The organism is Christiangramia forsetii KT0803, from assembly GCF_000060345.1.
Classification (GTDB): domain Bacteria; phylum Bacteroidota; class Bacteroidia; order Flavobacteriales; family Flavobacteriaceae; genus Christiangramia; species Christiangramia forsetii.
Genome location: NC_008571.1, coordinates 1386687 through 1408445, shown reverse-complemented (window position 1 = coordinate 1408445; position 21759 = coordinate 1386687). Strand labels below are relative to the sequence as shown.

The 21759-nt window shown below is 38.2% G+C and carries 18 protein-coding genes and 1 pseudogene; 5 read left to right on the top strand and 14 right to left on the bottom strand.

The genetic code is table 11. The features are described 5' to 3' along the window. Nucleotides 1–45: 45 nt before the first annotated feature. The 4 genes and pseudogenes from GFO_RS06320 to GFO_RS17450 form a co-directional block, all read right to left on the bottom strand. Nucleotides 46–1629: a type IV secretory system conjugative DNA transfer family protein gene (locus GFO_RS06320; RefSeq protein ID WP_011709243.1), complete on the bottom strand. Its 1584-nt coding sequence runs from the start codon at nt 1627–1629 to the stop codon at nt 46–48. Between the two features lie 10 nt (nt 1630–1639). Continuing rightward, a complete protein-coding gene (gene mobB, locus GFO_RS06315; protein ID WP_011709242.1) occupies nt 1640–2671 on the bottom strand; it encodes a MobB family relaxase in 1032 nt (343 codons plus the stop codon). A 10-nt stretch (nt 2672–2681) separates the two neighbouring features. Beyond that, the gene (locus tag GFO_RS06310) at nt 2682–3071 is read right to left on the bottom strand and encodes a BfmA/BtgA family mobilization protein (RefSeq protein ID WP_011709241.1); all 390 of its coding nucleotides are present in this window, start codon (nt 3069–3071) and stop codon (nt 2682–2684) included. A gap of 544 nt (nt 3072–3615) precedes the next feature. Continuing rightward, nucleotides 3616–3783 (bottom strand): annotated as a pseudogene (locus GFO_RS17450) (JAB domain-containing protein); the annotation flags it as partial. Nucleotides 3784–3967: 184 nt separating this feature from the next. Here GFO_RS17450 and GFO_RS06305 point away from each other — a divergent pair. The 3 genes from GFO_RS06305 to GFO_RS06295 are packed head-to-tail and all read left to right on the top strand — an operon-like array spanning nt 3968 to nt 7206. After that, on the top strand, nt 3968–5245 hold the full coding sequence (locus tag GFO_RS06305) for a tyrosine-type recombinase/integrase (protein ID WP_011709119.1): 1278 nt from the start codon (nt 3968–3970) through the stop codon (nt 5243–5245). Next, nucleotides 5214–6206 carry a tyrosine-type recombinase/integrase gene (locus GFO_RS06300; protein ID WP_011709120.1) on the top strand — a complete coding sequence of 331 codons (993 nt, stop codon included), beginning with the start codon at nt 5214–5216 and terminating at the stop codon, nt 6204–6206. Before GFO_RS06305 ends, GFO_RS06300 begins: the two co-directional genes overlap by 32 nt. Continuing rightward, nucleotides 6154–7206 (top strand): site-specific integrase, encoded by a 1053-nt coding sequence (locus tag GFO_RS06295; protein ID WP_232501936.1) that lies wholly within the window; start codon nt 6154–6156, stop codon nt 7204–7206. The genes GFO_RS06300 and GFO_RS06295 overlap by 53 nt, the downstream gene beginning before the upstream one ends. A gap of 74 nt (nt 7207–7280) precedes the next feature. On the opposite strand, the gene GFO_RS06290 is transcribed toward GFO_RS06295, so the two are convergent. Then, complete coding sequence (locus tag GFO_RS06290) at nt 7281–7583, bottom strand: JAB domain-containing protein (RefSeq protein ID WP_041250281.1); 303 nt, start codon at nt 7581–7583, stop codon at nt 7281–7283. 73 nt (nt 7584–7656) lie between these two features. Then, nucleotides 7657–8016, bottom strand: coding sequence for a single-stranded DNA-binding protein (locus GFO_RS06285; protein ID WP_011709239.1), 360 nt, complete (start codon nt 8014–8016; stop codon nt 7657–7659). Nucleotides 8017–8906: 890 nt separating this feature from the next. On the opposite strand from GFO_RS06285, the gene GFO_RS06280 reads away from it, so the two are divergent. Together GFO_RS06280 and GFO_RS06275 are read left to right on the top strand one after the other, a co-directional pair. Then, nucleotides 8907–10319 carry an MBL fold metallo-hydrolase gene (locus GFO_RS06280; RefSeq protein ID WP_041250038.1) on the top strand — a complete coding sequence of 471 codons (1413 nt, stop codon included), beginning with the start codon at nt 8907–8909 and terminating at the stop codon, nt 10317–10319. 6 nt (nt 10320–10325) lie between these two features. Beyond that, nucleotides 10326–10772, top strand: coding sequence for a protein tyrosine phosphatase family protein (locus GFO_RS06275; protein WP_011709236.1), 447 nt, complete (start codon nt 10326–10328; stop codon nt 10770–10772). Nucleotides 10773–11128: 356 nt separating this feature from the next. Here the strand turns inward: GFO_RS06275 and GFO_RS06270 are convergent, their stop codons facing one another. The 8 genes from GFO_RS06270 to GFO_RS06235 all read right to left on the bottom strand — a co-directional run bounded on the left by GFO_RS06270 (nt 11129) and on the right by GFO_RS06235 (nt 21740). Beyond that, nucleotides 11129–12613, bottom strand: a complete 1485-nt coding sequence (locus GFO_RS06270) for a PH domain-containing protein (protein ID WP_011709235.1) — start codon at nt 12611–12613, stop codon at nt 11129–11131. Beyond that, nucleotides 12606–13136, bottom strand: a complete 531-nt coding sequence (locus tag GFO_RS06265) for a PH domain-containing protein (RefSeq protein WP_011709234.1) — start codon at nt 13134–13136, stop codon at nt 12606–12608. Before GFO_RS06265 ends, GFO_RS06270 begins: the two co-directional genes overlap by 8 nt. Before the next feature lie 272 nt (nt 13137–13408). After that, nucleotides 13409–13963 carry a DUF3347 domain-containing protein gene (locus GFO_RS06260; RefSeq protein ID WP_011709233.1) on the bottom strand — a complete coding sequence of 185 codons (555 nt, stop codon included), beginning with the start codon at nt 13961–13963 and terminating at the stop codon, nt 13409–13411. 231 nt (nt 13964–14194) lie between these two features. Continuing rightward, nucleotides 14195–16699, bottom strand: a complete 2505-nt coding sequence (locus GFO_RS06255; RefSeq protein WP_011709232.1) for a heavy metal translocating P-type ATPase — start codon at nt 16697–16699, stop codon at nt 14195–14197. A gap of 91 nt (nt 16700–16790) precedes the next feature. Continuing rightward, nucleotides 16791–17390 (bottom strand): SCO family protein, encoded by a 600-nt coding sequence (locus GFO_RS06250; protein WP_148264600.1) that lies wholly within the window; start codon nt 17388–17390, stop codon nt 16791–16793. A 530-nt stretch (nt 17391–17920) separates the two neighbouring features. Beyond that, a complete protein-coding gene (locus GFO_RS06245; RefSeq protein WP_011709229.1) occupies nt 17921–18451 on the bottom strand; it encodes a hypothetical protein in 531 nt (176 codons plus the stop codon). A 141-nt stretch (nt 18452–18592) separates the two neighbouring features. Beyond that, nucleotides 18593–20200, bottom strand: a complete 1608-nt coding sequence (locus GFO_RS06240; RefSeq protein ID WP_011709228.1) for a multicopper oxidase family protein — start codon at nt 20198–20200, stop codon at nt 18593–18595. Nucleotides 20201–20225: 25 nt separating this feature from the next. Then, nucleotides 20226–21740, bottom strand: a complete 1515-nt coding sequence (locus GFO_RS06235; RefSeq protein WP_011709227.1) for a vitamin K epoxide reductase family protein — start codon at nt 21738–21740, stop codon at nt 20226–20228. Nucleotides 21741–21759: the final 19 nt, after the last annotated feature.

The window sequence follows — 21759 nt, the reverse complement described above, 5'->3', positions numbered from 1 at the left end:
CTAAGTTAGGTATATAACTAAAATAATTACTAATATTATTGTGGATTAATTTTCAAATATTGATCTCGCTTCCTCATAAATCTTATTAAAATTAGCTTCTAAAGCAGCATGAGAAAATTCCTGAATTTCTTCAGGAAGCTCTCTTAAAATCCTTTGCAATTTAAACTGTATCTTTTTGTCTTTCCCATCTGCATAGGTAATAAACTCACCCTGCTTCAATCTAAAAAATACATCGGCCCTAATTTTAGGAATTTCATTTTCCCCGGTAATGACTCGTGTATCAAAATTTAGATTATGGCCGCTGCTCACGCTCTTGGTTGGATCTTTAATAATCTCAAAAAAGCGTTCGTAATACTTTGCGGTATCCGGGTCATTTACTTTCCCAAAGAACTGATAAGACAGATTGCTTAGTATTGCTTTACTTGCTTTATCGCCATACATCATATCGTTCTGGATCTTATCCTGCATCACATAAATGGTGGCAATATCATAACTTCTTAAAGTAGCCGGAATACGGTGCATATTTAATAAGCGTATGGTGGGTGCTTCTTCCATCAATAGAAATGAAGGATTGGAATTTCGTACACTCATTTGCTTGGTAATGGTATGGATTATGGCTGCTATTACCGGAGAATACGAAGATTCAAATTTCGGATTGTTCACAATGGAAATTACTGCAGGATTTTCAGGATTATTAATATTTAAAGGCACATCGTCTGCTGATAGTGCCATAAATATGCTTTGGGTACTGATACGTTTTAAAGCATTGGCCAGGGTACTTTTCACTCCTGCAGTTTGTCTTTCCGAATCTTTACCACTAATAAAGGCATCTGCCATCGCCCTGGAAGTCCTGTTGGAGTCCAGGAAAGCTATAAGACTCTCTGTGTCCAGAAATTGATAGATAGCTATTAAATGGGGTAAGGTGCAGTATTGCGGATAAGATGTTTTCAATTTCCAGATCATCCCTCCTATTAAACCTTCTGCAGCATCATTAAAGAATTTTGTGGTTCCGCTGGTGCCTGTTTCTTTTTGCTCTAATAAATTTTCAATGAGGACTCTGGAAATTTCATTGACGCTCTCTTCATTTTCCATATAGCGAGGAGCAATTGGATTGACGCGGTGGATGATCTTATCAAAGGAGATTATTTTAAAAGGAATATCCGAATTCCTAAAAAGCGGATAGGCCATCTCGGTAAGCTCAAAATCCTTATAATCATGGATCACCCCACAGAAATTGTACTGTTGAAAATGTTTTAAAAAACCATAGACCACACTTTCCGTTTTCCCACTACCGGCAGAACCGATGATGGAAGCACCGCGTTTGATATTCCCAATTTTAAAATCTTTACCCCTGGTTTTAAAATTTACCTGGTACATCTTGGCAATCTTATCTTTATTTTCAGTGGAATGGCAAAAAACATAGAAAACCGTATTGATTAATAATAACGGACAGCCTATATATAGTACTTTTTCAATTAGCTGTTCCGGGTAAAAGAAATAGACCAGAAACCCTGAAAGCAGTAAAGTATTGATCCAAAAGGCATATCTGGATACCATATATAATCCATAGAAAAGCAAACTGCTTGAGGCGATTATTGATACGATTTTTATGATGCTGAATTCTTCCATACCTTTTTATTTAAATTCCAATAGAGCTTGATTTAATTGCTATATCCACTCCCCTTCTTAATCGGTTAAATACTTTAAGTGCCAACTGGGCTTTATTTGTTGGAATGTTTGGCATTAAGGGCATTCCCGATTCCTTTAATATTTTCATGGCAATGGCTTTTTCATTGGTAGGGAGTTTCATCAATGTTGAAAAATAGCTATTAGGATTTCGGATAAACTCTTTCCGGGCGGTATAGGTTTCCACAAAATTCCGTTGGTACCCAAAGTTTTTATCGAATGTTTTTTCTGCCTTCCCGAAGAACTTATCACGGTCAAAACCCCGTTTGACTATTTTCCCATTTAGCTCAACCTTCGATGCTTTGTATTTGCTACCGGGAGATAAGCTGTATTTATTTGAAGCATCCTTACGGCTCACTATAATATGAATATGGCTTTGGTTCCCTTCTTTCGCCATTCCCTGTACGATTCGTTGCCCCTCTTGTTTATGGGGAGCTGCTTTTTCCAGTTTAGAGATTTCCCGTTTCATCTGGGCAATATTTCCGGGTTGTTCTCCACGCTCGACTTTTTTAATATCACTTTTAAGCTGTAGTATTTTGGCAGCAAAGGGCTGATTTTCCTGTACCTGTTTATCGGTGCCTTTAAAAAAGCGTTGATGTTCAATTTTGGCGTAGTATTTTATATCATCAATATTGACAGGTCGGCCATTGAGTTCACGATTAAAAGAAGCCGCATAATCTTTCATCACTGCACGAGTATATTTTTTTAGATCTTCGCTGTTGTTTTTCAACCTGTTCAACTCGTATTTTGAAGGGCTTATCGTAATAGAATAAAACCTTGGTTCCGTTTTTTCCAGTTTAGCGGTATTGGCATCAATTTCCCGGACTACTTCCTCCGCTGAAACTTGGTCCTCATATTGATTAAAGAAGTATTCCCTATCCTCCTGATCCAGTCCCTGGTTTTCCTTTTCCAGATAGTCCACAAAGTCGGCTGAACCCTGAGAATAATTCCCTCCTAATTTTTGTGCTGTGATGGTGATATACATCTTTAATAATTTATAAGTCTTGTTGATTTCGTTCTTGATATTTGGGTTGTTTTTCTTCCGTATTTTTCTTCTCCAGGATCAGGGGTTGTTTTTTAGGTTCAGCTTCCTGGAACAAAGATTGCATCATGGCTACCGTTGGTTTGGTTTGTCCTTTCTCAATATCTTTTAAGATAGCGATGACTCCATTGATCCTTTTCTTGATCAGGTTTTCCAGGGTTTGCATTTTTGGACCCATAGATTCCGTTGGAGAAATTCCATTATCTTCAAAAAACTCCAGCATTAAAAGCAAGGTCATGGATTTTGACATAGAAAGTTTTTTGCAATAGCTGTTGAATTTCTTTGCAACGGAAGCCTTCAGACTTATGCTTTTAAATACTTCTTTTTCATATCCTTTATCCATTTTTCCGTGAAAATTTTGTTGATTTTACTGGGCTGTGAAGTTTTTTCCGTGAAAAAATGACTTCAAAAAGCTCTTAATCGAAATTCATTTAATTTTAATTAATTGATTATCAATTAATTAGTGTTTACAACCAGATATATAACGTGGCTTTGCCCGTTACCCTCTTGCTATTCCTTTTCGTCCCGCCAGGCGGGACAAAAATCTCATACAAATTGGACCAATGTCCAGTTGCATTTTGAGGAATAAAATTCCATTATGTAAAAAATTATGATTGGTAAGGATATCAGCGAAAGTCGAAAATTGGGATACCTTACATAAAATTATGTGCTGAAGTTCAGCTCATTAAATATAGCATATTTTTTTTCAAAAGGAAATTAATATGCTATAGAATGATGAAAATTTTAATTTTATTAATCATTTATTTCCATATTTGGAAAGTAAAAAGGAAGGTTGACTACTGGTAGCCAATAAAAACTCCAGAGATTCGAATAAAAAAATACCCCTAAAGTTTTTAGAGGTATTTTATAAGGAATTAAAAAATAGTTTACAGGATACCTTCATCCGCAAAGCTTACATAATCACCATCTGGTGTCAGTATTAAATGATCCAGGACTTTAATATCTAACAGTTCCGCTGCTTTGGTAATTTTTTGTGTCAGGCGTTTATCTGCTTCGCTCGGTTTTAAAGTCCCTGACGGATGATTATGACAATTATGTAAAGCTTTGCATAAAGCGCATTATGTAAAGTAAATTATTATGTAAAGTGAAGCTGCTAAACCCCCATTATTGTTAGAAAGTATTTAAAATTACTTTACATAATAATATCTCATTTTCAGTTTAAATTCATTGTGCAATCATTTATTTAGTGAAATTATTCACATTCAAGATAATTGTATTATGAACAAACAAATCAAAGAATTCCATGAGTTAATGTCTAAAGCGGGTGATTATCTCGAGTCCGAACTATCTTATTCATTAAGTACTATAGCCAGATATAGGTGGGGCTGGAAAGAGATCAAGAATTACATGGTTTTAAACGATATTGAACGTTATGACCAAAAGGTAGAGAATTCATTACTCCAGAATAAGCTCGGTGGACGCAGTATCCCAAAACTGTCAGAGAATGAAAGATATATCTATCATGGAGCCAGGATGTTGACTGAATTCAAGAATACAGGTATTATAACCGCACCTGCTCGGAGTCAGCGCAAAGAAGACCCAATCGTTTTTGGTGGAGCAATCGGAAGAGCAATTACCGGATTTTTGGAGCATAAAAGACTAAAAGAAAGATTGACCGTATCAACTTTATATGGTTATAGGAAAAACCTTTTCCCCTTCCTGCAATATTGCAATAAAAATAGCATTGGTTCCATGGGGGATATCGATCAAGCTTTTATCCTCGGATATCTAAATCAACTGGATTGTCGAAAAAAGACCGTGGTACAAGTTACTATTCTAGCACTCCGCAGTTTTATGAAATATGCTTATCAGCAGAAGTTGTTGGCTATTGATTATTCCAGTAAGATACCCAGATACAGGGCTGTCGATCAACCTAAGTTACCTTCGACATATTCTAAAGAGGAAATTGAAAAGCTGATTGTATCTGTCGATAGATCTAACCCACAGGGAAAACGCAATTATGCTATTATTCTTTTTGCAGCTAGATTGGGGCTTCGAGCATCTGATATCTCAAGATTGAAGTTCACGGAACTACATTGGGATACCAGTACTATAGAAATAAAACAAGTCAAGACAGGGAAAGAATTGGTGCTCCCGATATTGCCTGATGTTGGTAATGCCTTGATTGATTATCTGAAATATGGCAGACCAAAATCTGAGAGCCCGTTTGTATTCTTGATAGCAAAGGCACCTTATGCCCAATTCCATACTAGCCAAGTAGTTACCCATGTTGTGCAAAGAGCTTATAGAAAAGCAGGAATCGATATTAAAGGCAGGAAGTTTGGACCTCATTCCCTGCGCCATAGTCTGGGCTTCAGAATGCTGGAAGAAAGTACTGCCCTTCCCATTATCTCAGAAGTTTTTGGCCATAAAAGCACAGAATCCACCAGGTACTATCTCCGGATCGATCTTAAATCGATGAGGCAATGTATGCTCGATGTACCTCCTGTACCTACCAATTTTTATGAGCAGAAAGGAGGGGTTTTTTATGAATAAGCTATACAATAGTAAATATGGCCCTTATATAGGACAGTACATCGATCTGAAGAGAAAACTAGGGTTTAAGTATACAACAGGTGAATTCATTTTATCCAAAATCGATACTTTGGCCGACCAAAGGGAGGAAACCACATCGGGAATCACAAAAGATTTTACAAGGTTATGGAGTGAAAGGCGCCCCAACGAATCCGAGTTTTATCGCTATACAAGAATAAGCCATCTTGTACAGTTCTCCTCTTACCTATGTGATCTGGGAATACCATCATATGTTCCTAGATTACCGCGCTTCCCAAAAAATACATTTATCCCCTACATCTATTCGCAGAAAGAGATTCATCTACTGTTCAAGGTCTGTGATGAATTAAGAATAGGCATGCTAAATAAGAATTCCTGTATGATTTGTATGCCCACGCTGATTAGGCTACTTTACTGTACTGGAATCCGTATGGGAGAGGCCATTGCTCTAAAAGATGAAGATGTCAATCTGGAAGAAGGTTATTTATTGGTGAGGGATTCTAAGAACGGAAAACAAAGGATCATACCTATCTCACAATCCCTGGTATCTGTTTGCCGGGAATATCTAGAATATAGGAATCTACTTCCTTCTAGAAAAACAAGTTCCGGCTACTTCTTTGTCAAGGTCAATGGGCACAAGTGTGGTCAATCCGTAAGGGCATGGTTCAAAAAATGTCTTGACAGAGCAGGGATACCGGGCAGCGCACGCCTACATGATCTCAGGCACACCTTCGCCGTCACCTCGCTTGCTCAAATGGCAGAATCGGGTATCGATCTTTATGCCTCACTGCCGATACTCTCGAACTATCTGGGACACCAGTCCATCGGTGCGACCAACCATTATGTTAGATTAACCAGTAATATGTATCCAAACCTGATCAATGATATAGATGCAATATGTTTGGACGTATTCCCTAAATTCAAGAATTATGAAGCCAACTGATTTTTCAAAGTATATATCCGATTTTATTATAAGGTATCTTCCTGACGAAAGAGGTGCAAGTGTTAATACCATTACTGCTTACAGGGATACATTCGTCTTGCTGCTAGATTTTATTGAAAAAGAGAAGCTCTTGAAGGTAGAAAAACTGACCCTTGCAAAGATCAAAAAGGAAACGATCATAGAATTCCTTGATTGGATACAAAAAGAACGGAAATGTAGCGATTCGACTCGAAATATGCGTTTGGCAGCGATCCATTCCTTTTATAGATACTTGCAGTACGAAAACCTGGACAATCTCCACGAATGCCAAAAGGTTCTGTCCATCAGGTCCAAGAAAACCCGAAAGGAAAGCATAACCTATCTTTCAATCGAAGGGATAAGGTTACTTCTGCAACAGCCCGATACAACAACCACTAGAGGAAGGCGTGATCTGGCTTTGCTGTCCCTGACCTATGATACCGGTGCGAGAGTTCAGGAAATCATAGATCTGACGCCTTCTAGGTTAAGACTGGGAAAGCCTCCTGTAATCAAGATCATCGGTAAGGGGAACCGGGTACGGCTTGTTCCAATGTTAGACGCGCAGATCATACACCTTAAAAATTATATGGAAGAACATCGATTGGACCAGCCCACCGCCAATATACATCCTCTTTTCTTTAATAGCAGAAAGGAAAAATTTACGCGTGCCGGAATCAACCATATCCTCCATAAATATATGGATATGGCCAGAAAAGCAGACAACACATTGATCCCCGACAAGGCTAGTTGCCATTCTTTTAGACATTCCAAGGCCATGCACTTGTTGCAGGCTGGTGTGAATCTCGTATATATCCGAGATATTTTGGGGCATGTATCCGTTCAGACCACAGAGATTTATGCCAGGGCCGATTCCAGACAAAAGCGCAAAGCCTTGGAAAATGCATACGTGGATATCAATCCAGATGAGGAACCTGTATGGACAAAAAATGAGAATTTGATTAGTTGGCTGAAAAGATTCTAATATTATTATGTAAAGTAATTTTATAAATACTTCAATATTTATGGGGTACTCAAAGGATTACTTTACATAATAATTTACTTTACATAATGAGCAAGGATCACAGAACAGCTAAGGCTCTTGAGAATAACCGCAAACAAGATTCGTAAGTCTACGAGGGTCCCCGTAATTCCACCGGTGGAAACTTCAAAAATGCCTTTCACTTTATTTGCGTTATTAAGCAGTACTACTTTAAAAGTTTCCTGCAGGCCGATCTGGTCTTTGTTCCAGGTATTATATAATAGTTCAGCAGCATTAACAGATGAACTTATTTTAGGCGCCTGAGAGATCTTAAAATTCCCCTGATATTTTATCGATATTTCATTAACTTTCGTTTTCATTTTAATCTGATTTAAGGTTAAAATTGAAAAAGAGGGCGTTACCGTGAGCAAGTACCCGCCCTCTTTTAATTAACTACTGCTGGCTTTCTGTCTTAGCAGTTCCATTGCCTAAAAGAAGAATTTCACTGGCTATCACTTCAGTAACATATCGCTTCTCTCCTTCTTTGGACTCATAGGATCGATTGGTCAATTTACCTTCAATGGCAATTTCTTTTCCGGTGCCCACATAATTCTCTACGATTTCAGCGGTTTTCCCCCATGCCACAACATTGTGCCATTGAGTATCCTGTACTTTTTCTCCTTTTGAATTTTTATAAAATTCATTGGTTGCAATTGAAAAGCTGGCTACTTTTTTGCCCCTTTCAAGATTTTTGATTTCCGGGGTTTGTCCCACATTTCCGATTAACTGAACTTTGTTTCTAAGCGTACTCATAATTAAAAGATTTAAAAATTAATAATTGATTTACTTATTATATCCGGGGCGTTTTCCTGTTTTTGATTTTTTTTACTTCGCTTCCGGGTATGTTGTTTTGAAATGATTTCATGAGATTTTTATTTGATTTACTTCTTATAGAGCCGTGTGCTGTTACCTTTTTTGATGCTGATACATTTTCAAGAATTAGAATTAGGGAAGACTTATAAAAAGGAGTATGCGACTAGCTTATGCAGTCTGGACTAACTTCTAAATATTGGTATTTTGCATTACAAAAAAGGTAGTGACAGCAACGGCCGGGAAGGAAATGGAAATGCTGAAATTAAAAAACAACCGGAAGTGAAGTAAATGAATAAATGGAATTCCTATTAAGCGGGCGTCCTTTGTTACTTAGTTTATAGAATAAGGCTATAAGATTAGCACAACTTATTATTTATCGAATACATCAAGAGAAAAAATGAAAAGGATGCTCAAGATATTCTTAAGAAAGCTCTTTACCCAAAATGGAGTATTTAGCGAAATGAAGCGGTAATGTGCTGACTGCTATACAACTTATAGAATCATTGAAATTAATGGTCGCAATCTCTGGCTTTTTTCTGTTTCTACAGGTAAAGCTACTTGAATCAAATTTTTCCAAAAATTCTCTTTAGTAGAAAAGTAGGGCTAATTATGACCACTTATTTATATAATAGTTGTATCTCACTTTATTTTTGATTATCAATTATCAAATCGTAAAAGCACGGTGTCAAAAACAAATATTCTAAAACCATTAACAACTAACAATGAATGTGGTAATCTCTTGTTATACCTATAAACCTTTCATTTTTCTTAACCTTATTTATCTTTATAACTCTTAATTTAGATAGTCAAACTTGTATTTTATACATTCTATGGCTTTTAGATTTGAACCCATATTAGCAGAAGGTATCGCTCAGGTTTCATATTTTATATGTGATGAAAGTGCTGGGGGCGCTGCAATTATAGATCCCCGGCCCGATGCCGATATTTACCTTCAAAAAGCACGGCAATATGGAGTAACTTTTACACATGTTTTTGAAACCCACATCCATGCAGATTTTATGAGTGGGGCTCGTCAGTTGAAAGCCCGATGCAAAGGAAGCGCTAAAATTTTTGTGAGCATTGAAGGTGATGCCACATATGATTTTGCATATGAACCTGTTCGGGAAGGAGATGAGTTTGAATTCGGTCAAGTTAAAATGATGGCTAAGCATACTCCTGGTCATACACCCGAACATTTATCCTATTTATTATACGAATCGCACAAAGAAGATCCCTGGGGCATTGTAACTGGGGATTCACTGTTCGTTGATTCTTTAGGACGACCAGATTTATTGGGTGATGAGAAGACAGATGAATTGACCCAGGCCCTTTTTAACACCATGCGGGAAGTTTTCTGCAAACTGAGAGATGAAGTGATTGTTTATCCATGCCATGCAGCAGGCTCGGCCTGTGGTCCTGATATAGGTAACCGACTGCATACTACCATTGGATACGAGAAGAAGCATAATCCTTTCATGCAGATGGAGACTATTGAGGAATTTAAAAAAGCTGTTCAGGATAGTGCGCCTCCAGTACCTACTCATTATCCAAAGATGAAAAAACTGAACGCAAAGGGACCAAAAACTTTCGGCCATTTACCACCAGTAAGGTCTTTAAGCGTAGAAGATTTTGAAAAAGAAATGAAGAACCCTGATACGATCATTATAGATACCCGCGATATGCTGGCTTTTGGAGGCGGGCATATAGAAGGGGCTTTCAACATAGGACAACGTCCCATTCTGTCGGTTTGGGCCGGTTGGTTGATAGATACAGAAGCTCCTATTCTACTGGTCTTGCCTGAAGATAAAGATCTAGAGCAGGTCGTAACGCTGCTCTGGCGCACCGGACATACCAATTTTAAGGGTTATCTGGCAGGGAACATGCGTAGTTGGCAGGAATCGGGTAAACGAATTAAAAAATTGCCTCAACTCAGTGTACATGAACTCAGTCAAAATAATGGGCAATATCAGCCATTGGATGTACGCAGGGATAAGGAATGGCAAAATGGATACATACCTGATGCCAGGCATATTTTTCTTGGCGAACTCTCTGATAAGATAAGTACCTTAAATAAAAAACAAAAATTTGCCGTGTATTGCGCCAGCGGCTATAGAGCCAGCATTGCGGCCAGTCTTTTACAAAAAAATGGATTTCAGAATGTGAATAGCATTCCGGGTAGTTTTAAGGCATGGAAGGCTGCGGACTTATCAATTGAAAATAAATCACAATATCAAAAAAAGTAAGAAATTATGGAAAATGAAATCAAAAAAGTAAATGATGAAATTTCGGTGGCAGCATATGATCCGAATGAAAACAGCTTTAAAACTTTTGCTGATAAGGGTTTTAAGTCGGTTATTAATTTGCAGACCGATGAAGAAGAGCAAAATGTTTCCCAAGAGAAAGAAAAAGAGCTGGCTAAGAAGCTTAACCTTGAATACAAACATATTGGTATATCTAAGGATAACTTATCAGAAGCAATCGTTAATAATTTCCGACAGGAGCTTGAATCTCTTCCAAAACCAATCTTGGTTCATTGCAAATCAGGAAAACGTTCAGGCGCCTTTGTAATGATGCATATTGGGTGCCAGAAGGATATGTCCGGGGAAGAAGTGATTAAACAGGCTGAAGAAATGGGTTTTGAATGTGATGTACCGGAATTGGAGCAGTTTCTCAAGAAATATGTAAACGATCATTAACAAAGGTATATACAAAGAATCTATTTGTGATATAAGGACTGATACATCATAGATATAGTAACAAAGGAATGGCGCTACGATTTTTTTGACATTTGTACAGGAATTTTATACCTGAAAATAATTCCATGCAAAATAAATGGTATGATTTTTATTGATGCCTAATTAATTAGCGATTCGACATAGCTATCTATTGAAAAGACGTGTATCGGTTTTTAATATAGTCCAATTAAGATCAATATCCCTTAATCCCAGAAATACTAAATCACTGCTACCATTTCTAAAAGGTTTTTCTTCATACGATAATATAATCTCTCATCCTGTCCATATTCCTCTAAATTATATTTCCTGGTTTGACACTACATCCATCCTTTGGAGGTACTTTCAATTTTATAGAGTACGTAATCCATTAAGGATTCTGCTTTATTTCGGTCTATCAGCTCGAAGCGAACATCTCCTCCCGCTGAATGGAAGATGAGATTTACCAGATTTTTCTTTCTATACCAGAGTGGTTGCGACATTGAAACAGCTTGTAATTTCCAAATTTCCAGGTACTGCTGTTTTTTTTCCCATACACCTGAATTTTTCAAAATAAATTCCTCCGAAAAACTTAGGCGCAAAGATCTATAATATAGAAGTTGATATCCGAAGAGAATAACTGAATAAATTGATATAGTGATGATCACCCATTTTAAAGATAAATCGAGATTGTAAAATTTTGATATAATAGGAATAAGGAGCAAGGGTAAAAATCCTACACTGATCTTTTTAAAAATAAGTAACTTATTAGGAATGATTTGAGTAAGCTGTTTCTTTATTGGATTAACATGCATATACCCAAGGACCTTTGACAAAAGTTCTTGGGAAATACCGGGAATGGTAATAATACTTTTCTCAGGATCATTCGGGCTGCTTGCCAAGAAAAATTTGACCTTTTGGAGATCAAGCTTTTGTTGAAAAGGATTGTTCAAAATTTCAATAGTCTGTACCCTTTTTGCTTTTAAGCTCACCTTTTTATTTTTCCGAAGCCCCATTTCTATCTGTAGCCCTGAATTTGATTTTTTAAGACGAAGGCCGTAATATTTAATGAAGGTGTCCGCTACAGTGACTGTAATTATCGCCAATAACAGCAGTATAATTTTCCAGACGCTTAAAGGAGAGTCTAAACTTGGTTCCATCATGAATTCGGGAGGGATGAATTTATTTAAGAAAAACTGATCTTTAAGAGTTATGTAGAATGTGATCAGCAGTAGTAGGCCGCGTATATAATTGCTAATTAACCCGAGCTTTAGAAGCTGGAAAGTGTTCAAAGAAAAATGCCAGTCTATAGCTGCTTTTCCTTCTATTTCTACTTCCTTTATGTTTTCTTCCAGCCGGGAATAACTTATAAGAAGTTCTGCAAGTTGCTCGGCCTTTATCCTGGATAAAGCCTTTATTTCCACCTCTTTTTCTTTGCTCCCGGCAGTATCGATTAAAACACTATAGACACCTATTAATCGTTGCACAAGATTTCTCTTAAGATTGACCTGCTGGATTTTATGAAAAGGGAGGCTTATAGTTTTCGAATTGATAACCCCTTTTTGAAGTACAAATTCCTCAGTCTTAGGATCAATATAGAAAACAAACCTCCAAAAATAAAGGATACTATAAGCAAAAGCCAAAATAAAAATTATGGTAGCCCCAATAGTAGAATTGATGATTGTTTGAGAATCTAATTCGTTCATAAAAAAATAGATCACCAAAAACCATAAATTCTTTAAAAGATGATATAGGCTGTTCCCAAAAACAAGTATCACTCCTATTTTAGATTGCCTCTGTGGCTCATGGAAGTTACTGCTATTCATTAGAAGACACCCTTTTTGAGATAGCTTCTTTTAGTACTTCCGCATTTCTCGCAAGAAGTCCGGAAATAGTAACGTCACTGGCTGAACCTCCTGCAGAAAAAATTGTCAAAGATGAAATTCCCAAGAATTTATCCAATAAATCTTTTCTAGCCGAAACATGTTGCACCCTATTGAATGGTACAATTGTTATTTTCTCATGGAGAAAACCTCTTTTAAAAATTATATCTCTTTCTCTTATAGCATATCCATTTCTTTTCTGTAGCTCAAAATTACGATAGATTAACCATAAGAAAAGCGGTAAGAAAAGAATTGCAGACCAAAGGATTAAAATTTTGTATTCTTTCATAAGAAAGTACCCCACAATTAAAGCTCCCACAACTATTAATGCTCCAATACCAGACAGAATATTTAACTTAATAAGATACTTAGTATCGAGGGGATAGAATTCCACTTCAGTAAATCGAGGTAAGGAATTTATATCCAGTTGTTTATTTTCAAATTCTGCCTGATTAAGAGAAGCCATTGCATTTTGAATTTATTTCGGTTTCCATTTAATATTTTCCAGATTATTAAGTGCTTAACAATATAGCAGTAAAAGCAACAGATTTACTTACTTCCTGCTATTTTACTGTTTAGCGCATTAAGGTGTTTCAACTGCATCCCATTCGGTCCAAAAAAACTGAATGCCTTAAAAAATCTTTATAACAGATTGCCTTCTGGGTTATGGATTTACAATAATTACCCTTTATCCTACTACCAAGAGGGCGAAGAAAATCTCATTCTCTTGGCAGTCCTTTACCTCATTAGTTTTTCAAGTGCAGTGCCGCAGGAAGGCATACGCTGTCCCATAAAAGGATTTTTCACCTGTTCTTCCAGGCTAATCCAATTTCCTCCCCTGCCGCCGAGGGCCATAGGGCAATTCTGCCAAAAGAGCGCTTCGCTCCCAAAGTCTATAGCCGGGAGTATTTGATATAGTTGTTCAGAAAGTACGGCAAATGCAATTCGCTGGTCGTTAATATCACCTGCAAGGATCAATTCTTTTATTGTTGCCCTTAATTGTACCTGTTCCTTCTCTTTCAAATTACTGTTCTCCAGGTTTTTTTCCATTCCGGCAGCGGCATTTTTGGCCTGTACATAATGATCTTCAATGAGGGCGTTTTTTATTTCAATATAACTCCCTAAAAAAGCGGGCAGAACTGATAAGGCTTTTCCGGTAGGACTAAAAGGACCACTTAGTCCTTTCGTCTGTATATATCCGTAATTCAACTCATGTCCTTGTATATCGCAAGGGTAAACCGATCGGGATAGAATTAAGAGTATTACTACTAAAATCCATTTTTGAAAATTCATCTTTACTACTATTTTATAATTAAACTTACTTATTTTTAAATCTCCCTCCTCTCTCTAAAAGAATGCCTGGTCTCAGGAATAAAGGATTACTGTTTTCTATTGTATCACTTACCAAAAAAGCGAAGGATCGCATTGGGTCATGTTCCGGCGCAGCAAAGGTCATTTTTTCATTTCTTACAATTGCACAGGAATAACTTAAAGGCTTGTATATATATATATATATTAATTTATTTATTCTATTTTTTTTGTTCGCAATCTTAATGCGTTGGCAATTACTGAAACTGAGCTCAAGCTCATAGCTGCAGCGGCAATCATAGGAGATAATAATATACCGAAAAAGGGAAATAAAATTCCGGCTGCAACAGGAACACCAATGGTATTATAGATAAAAGCAAAAAACAGGTTCTGTTTGATATTTTTCATAACGGCATCACTCAAATGACGGGCTTTCACGATTCCCTGTAAATCCCCTTTTACCAAAGTAATGGCTGCACTTTCAATGGCCACATCAGTACCCGTACCCATTGCAATCCCTACATCACTTTTTGCCAATGCCGGGGCATCATTAATGCCATCACCTGCCATAGCCACCACTTTACCCTGATTCTGTAGTTTTTCTACTTCCTGTAACTTATTTTCAGGGAGCATACTGGCTTTAAAATCTGCAAGGTTTAGCTCGCCGGCCACGGCTTGTGCCGTGTCGTGGTTATCACCTGTAAGCATTATCACAGCTATGCCTTTATCCTGAAGTTCTTTGATGGCATTGGCACTTGTTTTTTTAATTTTATCACCTATAACAACATAACCGGCAACCTTTCCAGCAACGCTGAGATATGAAACCGTCTTCCCCTCTTTTTGAAAGGATTGAGCTTCTTCTATCATTTCTTCGGAAAGTGCAGCATCAGCCTTCTCCATCATTTTTACGTTGCCCAATGCCAACTTTTTACCGTTTACTTTACCTTCAACCCCTTTTCCGGTAACCGCATTGAAGCCATCGGCCTTTAAAAATTCTGCTTTTTGTTCTTTACCATATTTTACTGTTGCTTCTGCGAGAGGATGTTCACTTAAATTATTGAGAGAAACAATGTATTGCAATACTTCTTTTTCATTGAGCCCTCCTTTAAAAGCCCCTACAGTTTCTACGGTAGGTTTTCCCTCGGTAATGGTTCCCGTCTTATCGACGATGAGGGTATCTACTTTGTCCATTTTTTCTAAGGCTTCCGCATTTTTTACCAGCACACCGTTCTGCGCTCCCTTACCCACACCTACCATAATAGACATAGGGGTAGCAAGACCAAGTGCACAGGGACAGGCAATAATCAGTACTGCAATGGCATTTACCAATGCATATACATAGGCAGGCTCTGGCCCCCAAATTGCCCAAATCGCAAAAGTAATCACCGCAATAATAACAACTACAGGTACAAAATAGCCAGAGACCGTATCGGCCAGTTTTTGGATGGGCGCCTTGCTTCGACTCGCATCATTAACCATTTTTATTATTTGGGATAATAAGGTATCAGATCCTACTTTTTCTGCTTTCATCAAAAATGACTGGTTGCCGTTTATTGTACCGCTACTAACCTTATTATCCATGGTTTTACTTACGGGTATAGGCTCACCGGTTATCATGGACTCATCTACAGAGGTTTCCCCTTCGGTAATTACGCCATCCACCGGTATTTTGTCCCCCGGTTTTACCCGAAGCGTATCGCCTATTTCAATACTATCGATAGATACTTCTATATCCTGCCCATCAACGACTTTAATTGCCTTGTTAGGTGCTAATTTCAACAATTCCTTTACTGCTGAATTAGTTTTGCTATGTGCCCTGGCCTCCAATACCTGTCCTAACATTACCAGGGCCAAGATAACCGTGGCAACTTCATAGTAAACAAAAACGGTTCCTGCCTCGGTTTTAAACTGAGCCGGGAAAAAGTCGGGAAACAACATCCCAAAAACACTAAATAACCAGGCTACGCCGGTGCCGATCCCAATAAGGGTAAACATATTAAGGTTCCAGGTTTTTATGGAATGCCACGCACGTTCAAAAAACATCCAGGTTGCATAAAAAACCACCGGCAGGGATAAAGCGAGTTGAATCCAGTTCCAAACTTCCACCTCCAAAAGCCCTTCCAGAGGATTATTCTGGAGCAATTCAGACATTGCAATAATTAATATGGGGACTGTAAACAGCACTGCAATCCAAAACTTTTTTAGTAGCTTTTTATAATTTTTTTCCTCTGTAGATATATCCGGTTCCATGGGCACCAGGTCCATTCCGCAAATGGGACAATCTCCCGGTTCGTCCTTTACAATTTCGGGGTGCATCGGGCAGGTATATTGTGTTGAAGAATTGGCAGAAAGGCTTTGTTCCTCTACCAGATCCATTCCGCATACAGGACAATCACCTGGTTGGTCGTAGGTTTTGTCTCCCTCGCAATGCATCGGGCAATAATAAATTCCTGTCTTTTCCCCCTTGGGTTTTTCGGCGCTCTTCATTTCTTCAGTATGATGGTGTTCCCCATTTTGGTGAATGCTGTATTGCCCACCATCACGTTTAAGTGCCTTCTGAAACTTACTAATGGGAATATGAGATTCCATTTCGATAGATGCCTCTCCTTTTTCTAAATCTACAGAAGCATTGGTAACCCCTTCAACTTTTGAAAGGGTATTTTCAACGTGGGTTCTACAACCGTCGCAGGTCATCCCGTGGATATGGTAAGTATGTTTCATATTATTTTTATTTAAAATGCCTGAAAAGGAAATTTTTAACTAACTAACAGCTCAATGAAAAGCTTTTCCTTCCCTCCCCAGGACTTTAAAGTTAATTATGCTGTAGCAGTATGGAAATATCAGAAATCAATTTATCTACTTCTTTTTTACTTGTACCGTCATAATACCCTCTTATCCGTTTTTGGCTATCTACCAGAATAAAAGCACCGCTATGAAGCACCCCGTCGGGAAGCGTTGAATCTCTCATAGCACTGATCATATAGTGATTTTGAGCCATATTGAAAATAGCCTCTTGTTCCCCTGTTACAAAATGCCATTGGTGGTTATCTACACCTAAATCTTCTGAATATTCTTTTAGTACCGGTACACTATCATGTGCAGGATCTATACTATGTGATAGAAAGGCAATTTTTTCATTTCCTTTATATTTTTCATATAGCCTTTGCATTTCTTTCCCCATAACCGGACAGATAGTAGTACAGGAGGTAAAAAAGAAATCTGCTACATATATCTTATTTTCAAAGGTTTTCGCAGTAATAGTTTTCCCATTTTGATCGGTAAAACTAAAATCCGGTATTTTATGATAAATTGTATCTTTTCCATTATTAATAGGTTCTGTGCTCCCAAGAATTGGTAATTTTTCCTCTTTGCTTTTACAAGAGATAAGACCTCCTCCTAAGAAAACTAACATGAGAAAAATTTTAAAGTGCTTTTTCAATTTCATATTGTTTATGAATATTTCGCCTGAACCTGTGATAACATATTATGAGTCATTTTTTTTCTTCTGAATAAAGGCTTTCGCGTTTTCGGTGGATTTAAAATAATATATTTTGGAATCATCAATCTTTAGTAAAATGATTGAGCGCGATATATCTAATCCTGTGTCTACCACTGATTTGAATCATAGAACTACTTATATATTAATAATAGATGTGTACAGCTTTTCAAACTTCCGTTGAATGAAAAATTTTTAATTTACATTGAAGAAAAATCTTTCTAACTATTATCCTAATCACTTTCTGGGGATAGGTATCGGGTTATTAATCACCCATAAATAGCATCTGAAGTGCAAGATAAGCTGCAGTCAAAAAAATTCCGAAAAAAGCTAATAATGCTATTAGTTTGTCCTTTTGCGTTATCTTATTCTTTTGAGTTTTTTTTTGTTTTTTTAATTTTCTTTTATATGTCCGTTTTCCCTTCATCTCAATTAATTTCTGATTTCTATAATTTTTGTATTGAGAGTGCTTTTCCAATTATGAAAATGATGATAGGAAGGATTGTAAATTGCAATAAGGGAGTAAGCCCCACTTCCACAAACGGCACCATTGGCATTGCTGCAGCATATTCCCATTGTCCGGTGGCGATATGCCAACGCTCCAGAAGAGTTGTTCCAGTACCTCCCGTTATCACAATCAACAGGATCTTATCAAAACTCAGATTTTGTGCCCAATAAATGTTTTTATAGAACAACCCAAATCCAAACAGCATAATCAGAAGGGTCAACATATCTGTAACCGATGCTACTAAACACATCCTGATGTGTGGCCAATCATACTGATATCCTTCATATAAAGGCCCGTGCAATAGCTCCCAAACTAAATTTAAAAAGAAAGCCGTAAGTGCAATGGTCCATATGTAGTACCTGTAAGCAACTTTATCCTTTACCGTATTTTTAAAATAGAAATACAATAAAATGACCCCTAACAATGAAACCCCGGGCAAAATTAAAACCGCCCATTTAAAACCTTCCATATTAGGAATTCCTGTTTTTCCTGATAAGCTTAATTAGAAGATAGATAATCAGGGCCGCTAAAATGATTCCTCCTATCCAAACTGCGGCACACATCCAACAAAACCCATCCATTTCCATATTTCCCATATTTCTCAATTTATTTATTCAATTTTATAATTACGCATCATCCCCATATCTTCATGCTCCAAATTATGACAGTGATACAGGAACAAACCTTTAAAGTTCTTGAAACGCATAATGATTTTAATTTTCATTCCGGGCATTAGTAATACCGTATCCTGCCAACCATCATCTATTAACCCATCCTTTACGGAATTCCAGACATCTTCGTCCATTTCAGAAGGGTCCCGTTCCAAAATATTAAATTGTACCTGATGTATATGAATGGGATGAGGCATTTGCATCATTCCCCCACCCATCATTCCTTTTCCTTTCATCATTCCTCCATCACTCATCATACCTCCACCAGTATTTACTAAATTCCAGATTTCCGTCGTATTGAGTTTTACAGTTTCTTCTTCAGTAACCCCGGTTGTTTCCCAGGTTCTTCCATCGATGGTCCATTCCATGCGTTGCATAAAGAATTTGAAGGTTCTTGGGTTATCCCTATTAATGGCTTCCGAAGGATTAATTTTGTTAAAAACAGCCAATTTGTCCGGCAGCTCATTTGTATTGCTTCCCTGTTCATCTACATTGATATTGAGAACAGAATACTCACTGCCCAGGGGTAGATCGCTAGCCATGCCTCCCATCATTCCCATATTCATCATTCCCGCAGAAAAGGGAAGGCTTTTTAAGGTAAAGCGGGTACCTACAGGTATATTCTTTAAATCCAGCCAAATATCGGCACGCTTTGCCACACCCAACATTATGTATGGCATTGATCTTGGTCGTTCTAAAAGGCTACCATCGATACCAATAACCATTAGGGGGCTTCCATCTTCCCAACCCAATTTGTAAAAGCGGGAATTAGAAGCATTTAAAAAACGCAATCGATAGGTACAACCTGATTTTAAGGGTAATTCTTTATCTGGCTTTCCATTGATAAAAATCCGGTTACCAAGGAAACCCATCATCTGGTCCATTCTACCCCTGTCTAAATAAACCAACTGGTTGTTTTCGTCAAACTTCCTATCCTGAATTATAACCGGAACATCAAATTCTCCTTTTGGCAAGTCCAGTTTTTCCTCTTCTTCATCTGTAACAAGGAGCATCCCGGCCAGTCCGTTATATACCTGTGGGCCAGTTCGGCCGTGGGGATGGGGGTGGAACCAGTAGGTGCCAGCACGGTTCATAATTTCAAATTCGTAAACATAGGTTTCCCCGTTATTTATAACATCCTTGGGGTGTCCATCAAATTTTTCCGGTACGTGCATCCCGTGCCAATGGACAATGCTTTCTTCTGGCAGTTGATTTTTAAACCGGATCCTAACTTTTTGGCCTTTACGTACAAGTAGTATAGGGCCCAAATAATTATTTTGATCTTCTTGCAGTGCCGCTGAATCTCCTTTATTTAATTTCCCCTCGAATTTCCAGACCCTTGTGGGGTTGCCCTCAAGAATAGGAATTTCTACCTCTTTTGCCGTAAGATCAATATCCAGGTCCGGTTCAAAATCAGCACTTATATCGTTATTATTTTCGGCTGAAGAATCCTTGCAGGCATTCAGAAAAGGAAAGGAAATAAGGACGGCTGCTCCCGTACTTCCTAATTTTAAAAATTTTCTTCTATCCAGTTCCTTAGCCTCCATGTCAGATATTTTAAAAGTTGTCCATCTATTTTATATACTTATCCCATAACCCATAATTTTCCCTGATAGCTCCTCTATGAAAGGAAAGCATTATTACTATAAAACCGGTCAGGCTTGTAAGCATGCTAAGCGTGATATTTGTATCGGAAATTGTCCAGGGCATAATAAGTAATGCTAGGCCTATTCCTATATTGAGGTAACGGAAGGTCCTTAACACCTCTGCCATGGCCACTACCGCCACAACCACTACCAATGCACCTCCCAAATGATTTAGATCGGCCATCGGGGATTCTATATCAACACCAAATGCGGTAGGATAAAACATCAATCCTAAACCAAGAATAGTAGATAGCGTTAACTTCCACGGCGCACTCATTCCCCATATAGATGCTTTGAATACCTTCCACGGCTTTTCTGCAAATTCTGCAAGTTCCGGGGAGCGTTCGTCTGATTTTTGTGTTATTGCCTCTCCACCTTTCCAAAAAACCTTCCATAGTGAATCTCCCTTCTTCTTTCGTTGGACCATATGTTGCCCCATGGCAATTACTTCATCAATTTGTAATGGGATCATAGGCAGCATCACTATTGCCGTAAATAAACAAAGGGCACACCAGGCGCCCACGGTAAGGGGCTGAGATACCACTAAAAATATACTAACGAAGCCTAATGGAATTACCAAAATTCCAAAAAAGGTCACCATCCAGGGCATTGTTCGCCACCGGGAAGTGGCCCCCATAAAGCCCATCAAAAATTCCAGGGTATAAGCAAACGTTCCCAGCGCAGCATCTGAAACCGGCCAGGAATGTGACATATCGGAATTTAGCACTTCCAGGGTTCCATCTCCAAAAAACGGATCCCAGGCATAATCAACATATCCTAACTGAAAAGCGCCTAAATAGCGAGAAGCCACCCAACCCACAAATGCCAGCGCAATCATAATCCACCGCTGTGGCCAACTTGATGGATTGTAAGACCAACCGGGCGGCAAATCGCCACCCATATGCATATACTTTATCATATTGGGCATCCCGGGGATAAGGATCGTCAGGGCAATAATCAGGGCACCTACCATGGTGCCGTTATAATAAGCTACTGCCGTGGGGGCCCAAAATATAAGTGGCGCCATACTAATCCATATCCCTATGAAACAGGCCATCCAAACACTATATGGCCTATTTGGTCTGAGGGCACGCCATCCGAAGAAAATCAACAAAACCCCACTAATTATATCACTCCATCGCATAGCGGTAATCCTATCGGCAAGGGATAACCAAACATCCCTGCCACCGCTGGGTTCCACTATATTTTTCCCATAATCAAAAGTAAGTGGGGAAGCAATCATCCAAACGCCAAGCAAGATTAGGGACCAATAAACCCAAAGGGTCTGCTTATGATGCATTTTGAGCATTTTGTCCCGCTGGGAATCATCCATCTTGTTATGCTGATTTTCATGCCCATTAGAAGAATTCATATCCATTTGGGCCATAGGTCGTGAAACTCCGCGTTTTCCCATTTTTCCTGATTCCTGGTCGTTAGTCATATGGTTAGTTGTTTAGCGT